Genomic DNA, 15,772 nt, shown 5'->3' with positions numbered 1-15,772 from the left:
GCATAATGTTGAGTTCGCATATCCCGAATAACAAAAGGGGCAGGCGTTGAATCGCCTGCCCCTTCGGGAGAAATGCCATTTCCTGCAGAGATTAACCGATGCGAATCACGCCTCGGCGCGTCAATTCCTGCGCAATGGTCTCGATGCACTCGACGATCGATTGCGTGCCGGTATTGACGGTGATCTCCGCATCTTCGGGCGCCTCGTAGGGGGCGCTGATTCCCGTGAACTGCGGGATCTCTCCAGCGCGGGCCTTCTTGTAGAGCCCCTTCGGATCGCGCTCTTCGCAAACTGCCAGATCCGCCTCGACGTAGATCTCGATGAACTCGTCTTCGCCCTGCTGCAGATCACGGGCAATCTGACGATCTTCGCGGTACGGGCTGATGAACGCCGTCATATTCACGACGCCGGAATCGGTGAAGAGTTTGGCGACCTCGCCAATGCGGCGGATGTTCTCTTTGCGATCATCCGGAGAGAACCCAAGGTCCTTGTTCAACCCATGGCGAACGTTGTCGCCATCGAGGACGTAGGTGCGAATGCCGTGCTCGTGCAGGTAGCCGGCCAGCTCGTTCGCCAGCGTCGACTTGCCGGAGCCCGACAGGCCGGTGAACCACAGCGTTGCGCCGCGGTGCTTGTTCAGCGATTCCCTGTCCTGGCGCGACACCGAGTGATGGTGCCAGGTGATGTTGCGTTCCTTGGCGGCGCGATCGGCGTAGGCCTTGATCAGGATAGCGCTCGTCTCCGGGCGAATGATGCGCGGGTCGGGCGTCTCGCCCTTCTGCAGCATCTCGCGCAGGATACGGCCTGCAACGGTGACCGGCTTCCAGCCCTTCGGTGCGTGCTCTTCGATCAGGCCGACGTGGCCGAGTTCCTCGAAGTACGCTGCGAAGCCAATGTTGACCGGCTTGATCTCCAGCTTGCCCTTCAGGTTCTTGAACTTCTCCTGGGCATCGAAGTCGCCCCAGATGTTCGTGCCGTCATCGTACGGCGCGTCGGCGTGCTTGCGGCCGATCACGATGTGGCTGAAGCCGTAGTTCTGGCGATAGATGGCGTGCATCAGCGCTTCGCGCGGGCCGCCGTAGAACATCTTGATGTCGAGCGCGAAAAGATCGAACACGTCATTAATGTCCCGCCCGGCCTTCTTCCAGATCTCCGGATCGCTGTCGCCCTGGCCCAGCAGGCGGTCGGACTTCAGCTTTTCGTAGGTCAGCATGCGGGTCGCAGCGGGCACGTCGTCGCTCTTGGTCTCCCCCACCAGTGGGTTCAGCACGACGCCAGCCTTCAAGCCCTGGGCAGTCAGGCGCTCGCAGCCGGCCACCATGGCGTACTCGTGGGCGCGGTGCAGCGGGTTACGCGTCTGGAAGGCCACGGCTGCTTCCCAGCCGGAGGCGGCCAGCTTTGCCCGCGTCTCTGCAGGCGAGAAGGCGTACTTCTGAACGACGTCGTTGGTGTCGCGCTTCCACGGGAAGACGTGAATGCGCCCGCCGACGAGGACCTCGCGCGGATCGTCCAGCGCGATGCGGGCGCCCGGGTGATCGGTGCGTTCGGTGCCATAAACCGCCGTGTTGTAGGCATCTTTGTCCCAGTCCCACACGTCCTCGACGTCGAGAATCGCCACGACGTGGCCGCGCTGGTCGAGCAGTCGGGCGGACTTGCCGATCGCGATCTCGCCCCGCTCATCGACGGTGATCGGCAGGGCCAGCGGAATTCCCCAGGCGTAGGCGGTGCCGTCGACGTCAATGGTCTCGTCCTTAAGGACGCGGTTGTAAACGGCACTGGTCATGAAGCCGGTCAGCGGCGTGAGGGCACCATCGCCCAGGCGACGGACAGTCGAAAGGTCGGCATCGCTGACGACGATGGGGGGAAGTTTGGCCGCGGCAAGGCGGCTCGCCTCCACCTGGTCGGCGGGAATCAGGTTCTCGATCGGTGCGTTGGCCCCACCATGGGGCGGAAGAGGTAAAGTCATGAGTTCAAGAGCTCCATTTCGCTCGAAAGTTCTAAGCATTCTGCTTTTCGGCAGAAACCCTGCCCATGGGGGCCTCTGAGGGCAAGGGCTCATCTGAGGTTAGGACTCAAATCCTACTTTCTTGATAGGAGATCCAGTCCTATCGGTTTCGCTTGCCGTCCAGCCCGGCGCCTCCACAGGATTCCGGGCCTTGCAAACCTGCCCGGAGAGGACCCCCGCCCATGGCCGAAGAACACCTGGACGACAAACTGCGCGAGTTGCCGGAAGACGACGTTTCGCATCTGGCCGCCAACCCGGTCGAGCCGACCAAGGCGGGCCTGATCCGCACGCTCGTCGGCGGCGGGCTGATGGGAGTCGCGAACATCATCCCCGGTGTCAGCGGCGGGACGATGGTCCTGGCCATGGGGCTCTACGAGGAGTTTGTCGAGTCGGTTGCAGATGTGACGCGGCTTCGTTGGCGGATGCGGCCATTCGTCTTCCTTGCCGTGCTGGGGTTTGCGGCCATCGTCGCGATCGGTGCCAGCGTCGTGCCGATCAGTTGGGGTCTTCACAATATTCACCACATCATGTACGCGCTGTTCATCGGACTGACGCTCGGTGGCGTCCCGTTGATCTGGAAGGAGATCACTCCGCTGAAGCCTGGTGCGATCGGTGGGACGATCGCGGGGTTCCTGGCCATGGTCGGAATTGCCTTCTTCCTGAACGACATGCCTCTGCCGGTGAACTGGCTGACCTTCCTGATCGCCGGATTCATCGCCTCGGCGGCTATGGTTTTGCCCGGCATCAGCGGCTCCTACCTGCTCCTGATCTTCGGCCTGTATCTGCCATTCACGGATCGCATCAAGGAGTTCCTGCACGCCGTCAAGGAAGTCGATTTTGGCTTGGCCTTCAGTATCGGACTCCACGACATCCTGCCGATCGGCGTGGGCGTGATCCTGGGCATTGCAGGCCTGACGAATGTCCTAAAGGCGCTGCTCCACCGCTGCCACGACGCGACCATGGGTGTGCTGCTCGGACTGTTGGTGGGCTCCGTCGTTGGCCTGTGGCCATTTCAGAAGCTTGTTGAGGATGGAGAGACTGTCGTCGAGGCCCATCCCGCCACTCCGCTGAACATTCTACTGGTTCTGGGCGCACTTGGCGTGGGTTTTGTGATCACGTTTATCATCTCGCGGCTTGGCGAGGAATAAACAAAGGGAGATTTCCGTGAATTCCAACGATCGCAACAAGGCATTGTGGCACAGCACGACGATTCTGGCGGTTCGCAAGGACGGCCACACCGTGGTCGGAGGCGACGGCCAGGTGACCTTCGACAAGGTCGTTATGAAACACGGTGCCCGCAAAGTGCAACGCATCCACCACGATCGAGTGATCTGCGGCTTCGCCGGCGCGACGGCCGATGCGTTTGCCTTGCGCGAGAAATTCGAGGCCAAGCTCGAGGAATACAGCGGCAACCTGGTCCGCGCCGCAGTCGAGCTCGCCAAGCTCTGGCGCACTGACCGGATGCTGCGCCGCCTCGAGGCCATGATGCTCGTGGCCGATTCGGACTCGATCCTCCTGATTTCTGGAACGGGCGACGTTGTCGAGCCGGACGAGCCTGTCGTCGCGATCGGAAGCGGCGGCCCCTACGCCCAATCCGCGGCGCTGGCGCTGGCCCACAACACCGACCTGTCCGCCCGCGATATTGTCGAGAAGTCCCTGAAGATCGCCGCCGACATCTGCATCTACACAAACCAGCGCATCTCGCTGGAAGAGATCTGACGCGGCCCGGGCGGACTGAAGATCGCGGATGGCAAAGATCCGTACTGAAACAAGACAGGGAGAGCACTGCCCCCTGGCTCGCCTAAACTTAGGCGTCTCCCAACTCTCCCCCACTTCGCCCTTTCAATCCTCCAGAACAAATGGATAGGCGAACAGGGTGACGCCCGACAGGCGTGTCCACACGTCGGTATGCACGATCGTGTCCAGCAGATTGTCGTTGTCGTCGTAGATTTGCTCCGTGATGTCGTAAACGACTTCGACCGACATGCTGACGATTTCATCGTTTGGCTCAACGATGTAGTTCAAGCGCCCGTCGCTTCGCTCTTCCACGATGTCTGTATTGGAACCATCCACTTGCGTTGAAGAAATTCGATAGCGGTAGGTCTTGATCGCGCCCGCCGTGTGGACCTTGTAACCGGTGTCCGTGGATTCAATGCGGCTCAGGTTGACTGGCGTGGCCTGGAATTCGATGTCGAATTCGGCCGGCGTCTGGCCAAGCAGCCAGGCTAGGAAATCCTTGCCAATCGTGCCGTAATCAAGCGTGCGGATGCGCGCGAGTCCCGGGCCATCGACCGAGTAAGTGACATTGTAGCTTGGCGCGAGGCCTTCACTCAGACCGATCTGATACGTGCCGCCGTTCTCGACAGTCAGGCCGCTGGGGCCATCCCACTTTCTGTCCTGAGTGATTCCAATGTGCATGAACATCGGATTGGAAGCGCCCTGGGGATCCGTCAGCATCGATGCGACGTTCATCACGCGCCAGTCGGAGTTCGCTAGCCACTCCGCTCTGACAGGGACATCGAGCTTGTAGGCGCCATTCATCGCCACGAGGTCGCTGATGTGTTCAACATCCGGATCGCCGCTGTTGATGCTGGGGTGATAGGCAAAGGTCGAGCACTCGACATCATAACCGATCCGCGCGGTCAGGCAATGGCTGATTGTCATGTCCGTATCGAGGAACAGATCATTGATTAGCGTACTGAAAAGTGGCGATGTCAGGTACTTGACCTCGGGTACTTCGAAGCGCACGGCGGGGCCTTCGGTGATCTCGCTCGGGCCCATGTTGACGGTATTGAACTCGCGCTTTTTCAGCCCGTTCGTGAGCACTTGGGGCCGGATCGGGTAGAGATTTCCGAGCAGAAGTCCGCCGACATAGTCGTGCCACCAGATCTCAGCCTGTTGCGCCGCCGCGGCGTTGATCGCATCGAGCGTCTTGTAGTCGAGGCTGATGAATCGCCACAGCTTCTCGGGGAAATCGGTCTTTCCTCGTGTGCCGACAAAGTACTTCATCAGCGGCGCCATGCCGTAGCCGAAGTAGGCTTCCTTGCCATCGAGACCCGCGTTCAGGCCGATCTCGAACGGGACCATCATCGACTCGTCCATCACGGTGCGGGCGCCATCGGCGGAGTCGCTGTTATACTGGCATTCCATCCAGACGGCTGCCGCTTCGTCGGGCCACTCCGTATCGTATCGATAGTCCAGCAAACCGGCGGTGGCGCGGTAGTATTGGCGGGTGAAGCGGTGGGTCAATTCGTGGACGCCCGTCAGTGTTGTCTGGTTGTACTGGTTTGGCGGAGTGAGGCTGTTCACGTTGGTCTGGTTGATTGCGATGTAGTCGAGAATCGGACAGTAGAATCCCGCTTCGTCGATATCGCGGAATTGAACCTGAACCTTACCGGAGATGCCGGAACTCTTCAGTCCGTAAGTCGTTGTCAGTTCATTCCATGTCCACTCCATCGCGGTGATCATTTCGAGAACACTAGCAGTGGGAATGGAGGAGTCGAATTGCACGATGAAGTGTTCGCGCTCGATCTGGTAAACCTCATCCGCCAGTCCGAACCACGCGTCGACCACTTCGATGGAGTTCCGCCGGTGGCTTCGATCAGCAAGGGGCTGGAAGGGCGGAATGTCGAAGACGAACATCCCACCATCGATTGAGGTCGGACGGATCATGCGCCAGCTGAGTGTCGGCTCCCAGATTGAAGTGGGGAGCGTTTCGCGGCCGTAAACCAGGACGGTTTCGTCGGGGTTGTTTGCACCGACAGGCAACATAATCTGGTAGCTGCCGTTGCGAGAGTCGGGGATCCCGCTGAGCTCGACGACGGAGCCGGGTACGAGACCGGTGACCGCCGGATCTTCCTGGCCGGGATAGACATCGACGCTGACGGGAACATCGAAGGTGTGGCTGGGGACGGAGATCGAGAACTGCTCGGTCACCAGTAGGCCGCCATCGTCCGGCGTGACGTCCAGTGTTCCCAGCAGATTGGGATCGGGAGCCGTCGCGCCGGTGATCTCGCGATTCAGAAGCAGGCGATCGCCTCCATCAACCACGCCATCGGCGTTCAGGTCCGCGCGTGCAATGTCGTCGGGATTGCCGGAAGTCGACAGCAGTGCCATGGACACGCCGTCCGCAGAGTCGACAAACTGGTCGCGATTCACATCGTAGGGATACGCCGCGTTGGGTGGATAAACCGAAAGCGGCGCGCTCCATTCCGAGGCGGCCAGGCCATCGTCGAGGGCCTGCACGCGGACAAAAGAGGCTCGACTTGTTGGCACCTGAATCGTCGCCGTGCAGATTCCGCCATTGGGCAGCGGGTGCATCTCGAGCGGCTGGCTGCGCGTAAACGCATCTGTGGATAGATTCGCCCAGTCGGGAAGAGTGCCGACGGAATAGCGATAAGCGAGTTCCTCGACATTGGAGATATCGTCACTGGGCTGCGGCCATTCGATTGTTAGCTCGCCGGTTGCGGAATTGAAAGATCGCACTGCGAGTTCTGGCCGAGTCGGCGGCGTGTTGGGGCGGTTGAAGCGCAAAGGCTCGGCCGTGTGGTTTTCGAAGTAATGCAACCCGATATAGGCCTCGTCCCACTGAGCGCCAGAACGGGCATACTTGCCAAAGGCAACAAAATCCAAGTCCCCATCGGAGTCGAAGTCCGCCAACTCGACATCCGGGGATTCCAGATCGTCGTTTTCTCCTGTTACATAGGGAACAATATCGAGGCCGGTGAGGTAGCTGTAGTCCTGGGTTCCCGTATTGCGGTACAAGCCGACGTGATCGGCGTCCTGGAACTTCCCGGTGGCGGCCACATCGGGCACGCCGTCGTTATCCACATCGCCAAAGGCGAGCGTCTTGAGGTCTTGAAGATTACTGGTGGTTTCGCTGAAGTTCAGCCCAGGATCGTTCAAGAAGATCCGGTGAGTTCCTGTGTACGTCTTGATGATGACATCCAGCCAACCGTCGCCATTGGTATCGGCAACCTGAACGCCGGCAATGTCGTTGTGGAGTCCGGAGATGGTCGCGATGTTGTTCGGGAATGTATTTTCATCCACGAACGAATAGACGTAGATTCCGTAATCAACGCGCCCCGGGGTCGACACGGCGATCACCATGTCTTCCCAACCATCGCGATCCATATCGGCGAATTCCATGAATGGCCGCTGGTTGTAATCGCCGCCGATCTGCCACGACGATTCGGTGAATGTCCCGTCGCCGTTGTTCCACCAGAAACTCCACGGCGTGTTGTCGGGAAGGGGAACGGCGTACTCAATGCGTGCCGACACAGCGACATCGATGTTCCCATCGTGGTTCCAGTCGACAGCGCGCGCGACGAGGTGATCGTCTTCTACGGGAAAGCGCAAGCCGCTGTCGCTGAACTCGGCGAAGGCCGGTTCGCGATAGAAGATGCCAAACGCATCATCGATCCCAAGCAGCACGTCGAGGAAGCCGTCGTTGTTGAAGTCGGCCACATCCGCGAGAGTCACGTGCCCCGTGGGCAGGTTGGATTCGTACCACTCCATGCGGCCGTCGCCCCGATTGCGGAAAATGCCAAAGGCGTAGGTGCTGCCCGAGTTGGGGTACTGGGCGATGATGTCCAGGTCTCCGTCCCTATCGAAGTCGCCAACGTCCGTCACACAATCCCCCGTCCCGAGAACAGCGGGATGAATGTCCAGCTTGGTTGTTTCGCGCTCCCCGAAGAGTCCAATCTCCAGCGCGTAAATGTGTTCCGGCATGTCGGCTGGGTTCAGTGCATTCCAGTCCGTCGTGAAGATCGGCGTGTCCTCGCTGGTCCAGGTGCCGATGCCTGCCCGCTCGATGGAAAAGGACCGAATCGTCCCAAGGCGCACGCCGGGCCCGTAGATCAGCGGCAGGTTCAAGTCCACACCGGTCAGGCGGAACGTCTCGGCGCCGCGCGCTGTCAGGCGATCGATCGGAACGCGTACAATGCCGTTGACGGGGCGGCGGCCGAAGGCCTGATCCAACGACAGGCCGTACTCCTCGTCAGGGCCGATATCCGTGTCGCCGATTTCGACCGACATGATTAGTTCGTCAGCATTCTCGTGCGTGTAGTCGATGACGGCGTAATCCAAACACGGATCGGAGGGGCGGTCTTCGACCACGAGAAGCGAGTCGGAAACGAAGTCGATAAAGAAGTCGTAACCGATCCAGATGAACCCTCCGCTCGTGTCGTCGAAACCTGGCAGCGTCCATCCCCAACTTCCCCAGGAATTGACGGCGAGGACGGCGCCTGTCTTGGCGGTGCCGCTATCATTGTAGGGTCGGTCGTCATCGTAACCGACAATCGTAATGGCGTGCGGACCGCGATTGCTCACGCCGGCGTATTCATAGAAGACGCCATTGTCGAAACCATCGCCAGTCTCCCCATCGTAGTTGTCGAAATTCTGGCGCGCCTCGATCTCCGCATAGAGCACATCGCCATCGGCAATTTGCTGGCGCACGAAGGGCATCACATCCGCCGTGCCGGCGAACTCGGGATACCAGACCCTGTCAATACGATGGAGTTGCGCCTCGGCGAAACACTCCGGCGTCGGGAATTGGGCGGCTTCATCGTAATCCGAGGCCGCATAAGTCGGCGCCCCGAAAGTACGGATGAAAGGAATCAGGTAGTCGAAATGAGCCAGGAAGAATCCATCGATCACCTTGTCCGGATCGGTTTCCGGGTCCGGTCTGACCCAGCCGTGTTCGCGGGCTTCCTGGTAGGTGCGAATGTAGTAGCCCATCGCCATGTAGTAGCAGACGGGCGCTTCGCGCTGGCTGACAATGCTGGGCAAGTAGGTGCTGTTGATCTGGCTGGCTGGGAGTGCCTGGCGCCGATCAGGATACACGGCGCGACCCGAACCCCAGAGGAACTGGCGGTCGCCAGCGCTCATGCCGGGATGGAAGTCGGGCGGCACCTTGGCATCGCGCCGGGCCTGCAGGGGAAGCGCAGGGGCACTCGCAAAACAGGCTAAGGCGAATGAAATTAGTGAAATATGTTTCAGACTCAACATGGCCCCCTCCCAACCCATCAAGGTATCGAAAAGTGCCCCCCGGGGGCTCGACCAAGAAACAAACACGACATATAAGACCATGTTTATCTTGATTGTATAGACTCTTGCCCCGGTCCTTATCTAAGTCAAGACAGAACGGAGCAAGAACCTGGGCCGATCAAAAGAGGGACCGCGAGACATCGCGCCACGGATCAGCATCGCGCTGTCTCGTCGGAAAAAGCCGGAGTTCACAGGTTGTTTGAAAGCCGGGAAGTGCAGCGCTGGCAGGGCGGACAGGAAGTCCAATTAAATGAGTGGCTCCCCTCCTACTTCACCTCGCGCACTGGATTCGAGCGGATGTTGATTGCTGATCATACTCTAATTGTGACGCGACCGATTCGGGGGGCAGAGTATTGGAAGACTGTGACTGCACCTGAACTCGGTGATCTCCAACCCACATGGTGACCCCATAAACATTGATTTGACAACGGTCTGGCCATGCTCTATAGCTCAGCGCCTTCACTCTTGCGGCGACATCCGCCATCGCCTCTTCCGAACCTTCCGAGATTGATTTTACCAGAGAATAATAGCATTGAACTGCTTGTGCAGCCCATGCCTGATTTTCCTGGGACTGATCCTCATGCGCCAGTTTCTCCTGAAAGAAGTGGAGACTGCCATGACGGTGCGACGGATGGTCGTACTTGCCCCAGAAGTCGAGGTTGAAACAAAGCCATTTCAGGAAATCCCTGCACTTGTCATCGGGGTTCTGCTTTGAAATCAGAAGCTGAGAGTAGGGTTCTTTCATTTGGGGAGAAAGCGAACGCATGAATACGAGAAACCGCCTTCCCTCTTTCTTGTAAGAAACAATGGTTCGCGATCTCAAGAAACTCAAGGAATAATCAGATTGACATCCCTGGAAGCGAGCGGAAACAAAAGACACCGTTCAATAACTTGTTGGCTTCAGGAGAACAACAACCAAGGAGTACCTATGCCAGAGGATCGCACAGATAGAATACGCTCCATGCAAATGGACGAGATGGAGTTCGAACGCCTGGTCCTGGGCCTTCTTCGGGCAGAAGCGCTCGCGGCCGATCGTCAATTCTTGATTGGCCCCGAGGCGGGGGCCGAAAACCGCTACTTCGACGGGGTCTTCCCCACGGGCTATGGCGATCTTCCAGGACCAACGGTTGTCGAGGTTAAGTACCGAGCTCACGTCCGATCTGTTCACATGTTTCTCAATCGGTCTCTAAGAAGCAAGGTTGAGTACGGCAGCATCCTCCTCGTTATCCACGGACGCGGAAGAGATGTCGAGCGGGCGAGGAAGTATCTGGAAGACAAGGCCACAGTTCCTGTCAGAGTTATGAGTAGCGATGATGTACAGACGCTTGCCAAGAAACATCCTGCCATGGCGCTGACCTACGACATGAAATTCCTTAGCGATGCTATAGACGCCTTTGAATCCAGAGATGTTTCTCGCTATACGCAGCAGCACATTGGTTCTCTCAAGTCAGCCTTCAAGGAAGATCAACTTGTGATCTTTGTCGGAGCTGGGGTCTCGCTCTCGGCGGGTCTCCCGGATTGGCCTTCTCTGCTCAATCGCCTCACATTGGATTTGATGAAGACGCACCCTGATATTGCTGACTCGCTTGCAGGCTCCACCGATCTGCTAGAGTATTTGAGAGAGGAATCGCCCTCTTCACCAATCATTGCAGCACGCTTTCTTCGAGACAGTATCGACAAGTTCGCGGACCGCGTTCGGCGCGCCTTGTACGAGACTTACAATGGTGACTCACATTCAGACCTTATCAGAGCTATCGGCAAGCTGTGCCTTCCCGAACGCGCTCGGCAGGGCCTGCTCGCTGTGGTGAACTATAACTTCGACAATCTTATCGAGATTGAGTTGGACCGACGCAACGTGAACCATCACGTCGTAATATGCGAAGAAGACTCCCCATCTCGCGACGAACTGCCCATCTACCACCCACACGGCTTTCTTCCCAGCAAAGGCAAATTGACCGCTACACACGAAGCCTCGTTAGTTCTCAGCGAAGATGCCTATCACAGCCAATTCATTGATCCATATTCTTGGCCCAATATCACCCAGCTTAACCTCCTGCGAAACCATGTATGCCTCTTCCTCGGCCTAAGTATGACTGATCCCAATCTCAGGAGGCTTCTTGAGATCTCACAGAGAAAGAAACCGGGAGCACGGCACTACGCAGTGCTGAGAGACCATTGGAAACCATCGGGAAAGCGTAAAACCAAGGCAACCACTCTTGTGTCACGGGTCTTTCGAGGTCTGGAAGAGACGAGTTTCGCACGGCTCGGCGTATCTGTCATTTGGGTTCAGGACTACGCAGATATCCCAAAGGTAGTGTCACAGATTCGAGATTAGAAGCCAACAAGAGCGTCGACCCGTACGTTTCAAACCGCGTCTTCGCGTTATGGTCCGAAACGACGGTCATGCTTAACGTTGGTCAGGCAGGCGGAGGGAGGAAAGACAGCCTACGACCTGTTGAAGGGAAAGCTGGAGAGCCACCGCCAGGAGATCGTCAGACTCACCGAGGAAATCGAGAAAAAGGAATTCCTGAGGGACAAGGTCGAGAAGGATCTCTATTCAGCCGAGGCAATGGCCGGGGCGTTCTCAAGCTTGGCTGAGATCTTCACCCAGGCAAGGCCGCAAGATCTGAAAGAGGTGATCCCGATCCTGATTGATGAGATTAAGTGGTCATGGGGTGGAAGAAATGGGAAGAGGAGGGCACTGCCAGATCACCTACTTCGAGAACCCACTCCTGCACTGGAGGGGACTAAAAGCAAGAGCCTCAGAGGATGAGGAGGCTGGTTATGCGGAGTGGAAAGAATGGCTCCCCCACGTGGACTCGAACCACGAACCTGCGGATTAACAGTCCGTCGCTCTACCGATTGAGCTATGGGGGAGCAATTCTCTGTGGCGGCGGCGCCGGGGGCGCATCGCCAAATCGGTCGCCAGAGTAAGGGTGGTCGGACGGAAGTCAAGGGGTTTGTGGCTGGTTTCTCGGGCGATCCAGCGCAAGGCACCACGGATGACACGGACGACTCGGATCAGCGGGGGGCGAGCGCCTAAGGGACTTCATTGCGCTCGGGGCCCCTGGACCTGTCCCCCTCCCCAGAAGGGCAAAGACCTGTCCTGCGGCCAATCCGCTGATCACCTTTCGGACAAAGATCTTCAGTCCACAACCACTCTTGCTCCTCCATCATCCCTGGGGCTTGGGCACAGATGCTCAAGATGCCTTTTCCCGTCCTGGAACCGCCGCGCAACGCGGAGATTGGAACAATGAGAGCCCCCTCCTCTTGCTTGACCCCATTGGGCCCTCTCCTGCACGCTCGGTGGTCTGGATGGGACGATTGCGTTCCTGAAACGAGGTTTTGCGCCCATGGCAGGCGGATTTGACAAAGCACTCGGGATGATCGAGACCCATGGCCTCCTCGCCTCCGTCGAGGCTGCCGATGCGATGGTGAAAGCCGCGCACGTCCGCCTCCTCGGCAAAGAACACGTCGGCGGTGGAATCGTCTCTGTGATCGTTCAGGGCGATGTCGGCGCCGTCGAGAAATCCGTCGATGCCGGTGCAGAAGCCGCCCGACGCGTCGGCGGCCTGATGAGCGTTCACATTATCCCGCGGCCCCACGAAGGCCTGCGCAAGATGTTGCCGCGTCTCTAGCGGCGGAAGGATGACCCATGGATGGGCAAGCGCTCCGGCGCCTGGTTGAACAAATCGTCCGCGAGGTACTCGCCCGGCAGACACCGTCCGCCCCGGGCGTGCCCGCGCGCGTCCTGACCTTTGTCTTCACCGGCTCCGAAATTGGCGAGCGCGACGGCCGCAACCTGCTGGCTCAGATGCGCAACCGCTTCCCATGCGAGGTTGTCATCACGCCCTGCTACCGCGACCTGTACGGCGAGAAATGGCTCCGCGAGGACGCCGGCGATTGCCCCATCCACACCAAGCTCGATTCCGCCGAGCGCGAGAAACTCCTCCGCCGCACCGGCGCTCTGATCTTCCCGCATCCGACGCGCACCACCGTCGCCAAGGCCGCCTCGGGCATCGCCGACAGCCTGCCGACAACGCTTCTGCTCGGCGCCCTCCTGCAGGGCATCCCCATCGCCGCCGGGACCGGCGATTGCGACCCCGGCGATTGGCCGCGCGAGACACCGGCCGCCGTCCGCTCAGGCCCCCGCAGCCTCGGCCAGGTCATGCAAGACCACCTGCGAACCCTCGGCATGTGGGGGATCGAGATCCGTCGCGGCGGCGAGCTCCTTCACATCGTGGAGAAGCTCGCGAAGGACATGGAAGACCACCCCGGCCGCCTCGCCGTTCCGAACATGGGACGCGGCACATCCGCCGGCGAGCGCCGCTTCTGGACCGCCAGCGACATCCAGCGCATGGCGCGAAACAAGCAGTTCGAACTCTCCCCCGCCCCACGCGACATCGTCACCGATGAAGCCCGTTCCGTGGCCGCCGATCTCGGCGTCAGCATCCTGTAAGGACCGCCCATGACCAGCCCACACGGTACCATGAAAGGCATCATCCTGGCCGGCGGCGCCGGCACGCGCCTGCACCCCTCCACCCTCGTCGCCAGCAAGCAACTGCTCCCCGTCTACGACAAGCCAATGATCTACTATCCGCTGTCGACCCTGATGCTGATGGGCGTGCGCGAGTTCCTTCTGATTTCCACCCCCCAGGATCTGCCGAAATTCCGTGACCTGCTGGGCGACGGCGCGCAGCTCGGCATCTCCATCCGATACGCCGAGCAAGCCCGCCCCGCCGGCATCGCCCAGGCCTTCACCATCGGTGAGGAATTCATCGGCAACGACCGAGTCGCCCTCATCCTGGGCGACAACCTCTTCTACGGGAAGCTGAACACCTTTCGCGAGGCGATGGACTTCGACGCCGGCGGCGTCGTGTTCGGCTACTGGGTCAGCGATCCCGAGCGCTACGGCGTCGTCGAGTTCGACGCCGACGGCCGCGCCGTCTCCATCGAAGAGAAACCCAAGAAGCCCAAGTCTCACTTCGCCGTTCCAGGCCTGTACCTGTACGACAACCGCGTCGTCGAGATCGCGAAGAACCTGAAACCTTCCGCCCGTGGCGAGCTGGAAATCACGGACGTCAACCTGACCTACTTGAAAGACGGCCAACTCTCCGTCCGCCAGCTTGGCCGCGGCGTCGCGTGGCTCGACACCGGAACTCCGGTCTCCATGCTCGAAGCCGCCAACTTCATCGCCACCATCGAGCACCGCCAGGGCCTCAAGATCGGCTGCCTCGAAGAAGTCGCCTGGCGGATGCGGTTCATCGACGATGCCGGCTTCGAACAGGTGGTCGCCTCCCTCGCCAGCAACTCCTACCGCGCCTACCTCGAAGGCCTCATGGCGCGGTAACGGCATCCCCCCGTGGGGAACGCCCGCCCGAAATTGACACATTTCCTCCCCAATCCTCTTGCCGCCGGTCCCGCGCCGTGTGTACAAGGGCCTTTCCTAAATCCATTGAGGTCAGGGATGCCCATGGATCCGTATAACTTTGAGGAAGAAAAACCCCCCGAGGAAGAAAATCCGAGAGGATTCGACTTCTCCGAGGACGACCTTCTGCCGCCGCCGGCAGAGGAGTTGCCCGAGCCTCCTCCAGCCGGAGAGCCGATTGGCGAAGGGCCCCTCCGCACGCGCGACGATGAATTCTCCGACGGCCTCGTCGGACCCGATTCCGACCTGGCCGGCATGTACGTCCAGCCCGACAAGGGCACCGACGAAGTCCGCCTGACCATCAAGGAGGGCCTGCCCCCGCCGGAGCCCAAAAACTACAAGTGGCTCTTCCTGGGCGTCTTCCTGTTCCTGGTGATTATCGGCATTTTCACCGTGCTTTTCTTCGTCCATCGCCCCGTCATCAACATGCGCGGCCAGCGCGAACAGCTCCCCATGATCCAGTGGATCAAGGTCCAACTTACCATGTCGCCCGAGATGCGCGCTCTGCAGAAGATGGACGAGGACGTGCTCGGGTTCGTCGTTACCAAGCCCCGCATCGAAGTGCTCTACTTCCACTGCTACGACTACTACCGGAAGTTCGGCACCTATCCGCGAGACGTCGAAGATCTCATCAATGAAGGTATGGTGGATAAAGAAGACGCGACAGACGGCTGGGGATACGAATTCCGCCTGGCCACTGTCGATGGCGAAATCGAAGTCCGCTCCCCCGGCCCCGACGGCGAGTTCTTCGACCCGGACGACGTGTACTACTTCAAAGACAAACTTCACGCCCCGTCCGAATACGAAATGCTCGAATTCGAAGACGAATACAGCGGCGGCTAACCTGGGACCGCCGGCTTCCAGCCGGCACCCTGCCCGCAACGTCCGCAATGCCCCCAACATCACTGGGCTTGAGCAAGGATGCTCAAGTCGCCTCAACGATAGTCCCCCTTCGCACTCGTACACGTACTCGAACTCGTACTCGGAAATCCAACAAACCGAGAGCGAGTACGAGTACCGCTGCGCTGAGTACGAGTACGCCAAATCCTCCGACGACTCGTGCTCGTGCGCCTTGTTGGATTGCCGTTCCTGGGACCGGCACCCAATCCGCAACGTCCGCAATGCCCCCAACACCACTGGGCTTGAGCAAGGATGCTCAAGTCACCTCAACGATAGTCCCCCTTCGCACTCGTACTCGTACTCGAAAACCCAACAGACCGAGAGCGAGTACGAGTACCGCTGCGCTGAGCACGATTTCGCCCCAAAGGGGCAACGCCCCGACCCATACCAGC

The 15,772-nt window shown here is 59.5% G+C and carries 10 protein-coding genes, 1 tRNA gene and 1 pseudogene; 8 read left to right on the top strand and 4 right to left on the bottom strand.

The window, feature by feature from the left end; genetic code table 11:
* Positions 1-715: 715 nt before the first annotated feature.
* Positions 716-1,966, bottom strand: a pseudogene (locus tag KQI84_09435) (sulfate adenylyltransferase).
* 221 nt (positions 1,967-2,187) lie between these two features.
* On the opposite strand from KQI84_09435, the gene KQI84_09430 reads away from it, so the two are divergent.
* Positions 2,188-3,153 (top strand): DUF368 domain-containing protein, encoded by a 966-nt coding sequence (locus KQI84_09430; GenBank protein ID MCB2155096.1) that lies wholly within the window; start codon positions 2,188-2,190, stop codon positions 3,151-3,153.
* A 43-nt stretch (positions 3,154-3,196) separates the two neighbouring features.
* On the top strand, positions 3,197-3,724 hold the full coding sequence (gene hslV / locus KQI84_09425) for an ATP-dependent protease subunit HslV (protein MCB2155095.1): 528 nt from the start codon (positions 3,197-3,199) through the stop codon (positions 3,722-3,724).
* Between the two features lie 123 nt (positions 3,725-3,847).
* Here hslV and KQI84_09420 read toward each other — a convergent pair whose 3' ends face one another.
* Positions 3,848-9,013: a VCBS repeat-containing protein gene (locus KQI84_09420; GenBank protein ID MCB2155094.1), complete on the bottom strand. Its 5,166-nt coding sequence runs from the start codon at positions 9,011-9,013 to the stop codon at positions 3,848-3,850.
* A 310-nt stretch (positions 9,014-9,323) separates the two neighbouring features.
* Positions 9,324-9,818 carry a hypothetical protein gene (locus KQI84_09415; GenBank protein MCB2155093.1) on the bottom strand — a complete coding sequence of 165 codons (495 nt, stop codon included), beginning with the start codon at positions 9,816-9,818 and terminating at the stop codon, positions 9,324-9,326.
* Between the two features lie 201 nt (positions 9,819-10,019).
* On the opposite strand from KQI84_09415, the gene KQI84_09410 reads away from it, so the two are divergent.
* Both KQI84_09410 and KQI84_09405 read left to right on the top strand, forming a co-directional pair.
* Complete coding sequence (locus KQI84_09410; protein ID MCB2155092.1) at positions 10,020-11,387, top strand: SIR2 family protein; 1,368 nt, start codon at positions 10,020-10,022, stop codon at positions 11,385-11,387.
* A gap of 78 nt (positions 11,388-11,465) precedes the next feature.
* Positions 11,466-11,825, top strand: a complete 360-nt coding sequence (locus KQI84_09405) for a hypothetical protein (GenBank protein ID MCB2155091.1) — start codon at positions 11,466-11,468, stop codon at positions 11,823-11,825.
* A gap of 28 nt (positions 11,826-11,853) precedes the next feature.
* Here the strand turns inward: KQI84_09405 and KQI84_09400 are convergent.
* Positions 11,854-11,929 (bottom strand) — tRNA-Asn (locus tag KQI84_09400).
* A 476-nt stretch (positions 11,930-12,405) separates the two neighbouring features.
* Here KQI84_09400 and KQI84_09395 point away from each other — a divergent pair.
* From KQI84_09395 to KQI84_09380, 4 genes are all read left to right on the top strand, one after another.
* The gene (locus KQI84_09395; protein MCB2155090.1) at positions 12,406-12,690 is read left to right on the top strand and encodes a BMC domain-containing protein; all 285 of its coding nucleotides are present in this window, start codon (positions 12,406-12,408) and stop codon (positions 12,688-12,690) included.
* Between the two features lie 17 nt (positions 12,691-12,707).
* On the top strand, positions 12,708-13,511 hold the full coding sequence (locus KQI84_09390) for a hypothetical protein (GenBank protein ID MCB2155089.1): 804 nt from the start codon (positions 12,708-12,710) through the stop codon (positions 13,509-13,511).
* A 30-nt stretch (positions 13,512-13,541) separates the two neighbouring features.
* Complete coding sequence (gene rfbA / locus KQI84_09385) at positions 13,542-14,402, top strand: glucose-1-phosphate thymidylyltransferase RfbA (GenBank protein ID MCB2155088.1); 861 nt, start codon at positions 13,542-13,544, stop codon at positions 14,400-14,402.
* 123 nt (positions 14,403-14,525) lie between these two features.
* Positions 14,526-15,323, top strand: coding sequence for a hypothetical protein (locus KQI84_09380; GenBank protein MCB2155087.1), 798 nt, complete (start codon positions 14,526-14,528; stop codon positions 15,321-15,323).
* Positions 15,324-15,772 lie beyond the last annotated feature (449 nt).

The sequence above is a fragment of the bacterium genome (assembly GCA_020444065.1).
Classification (GTDB): Bacteria; Sumerlaeota; Sumerlaeia; order SLMS01; family JAHLLQ01; genus JAHLLQ01.
This window is presented reverse-complemented; position numbering and strand designations above follow the sequence as displayed.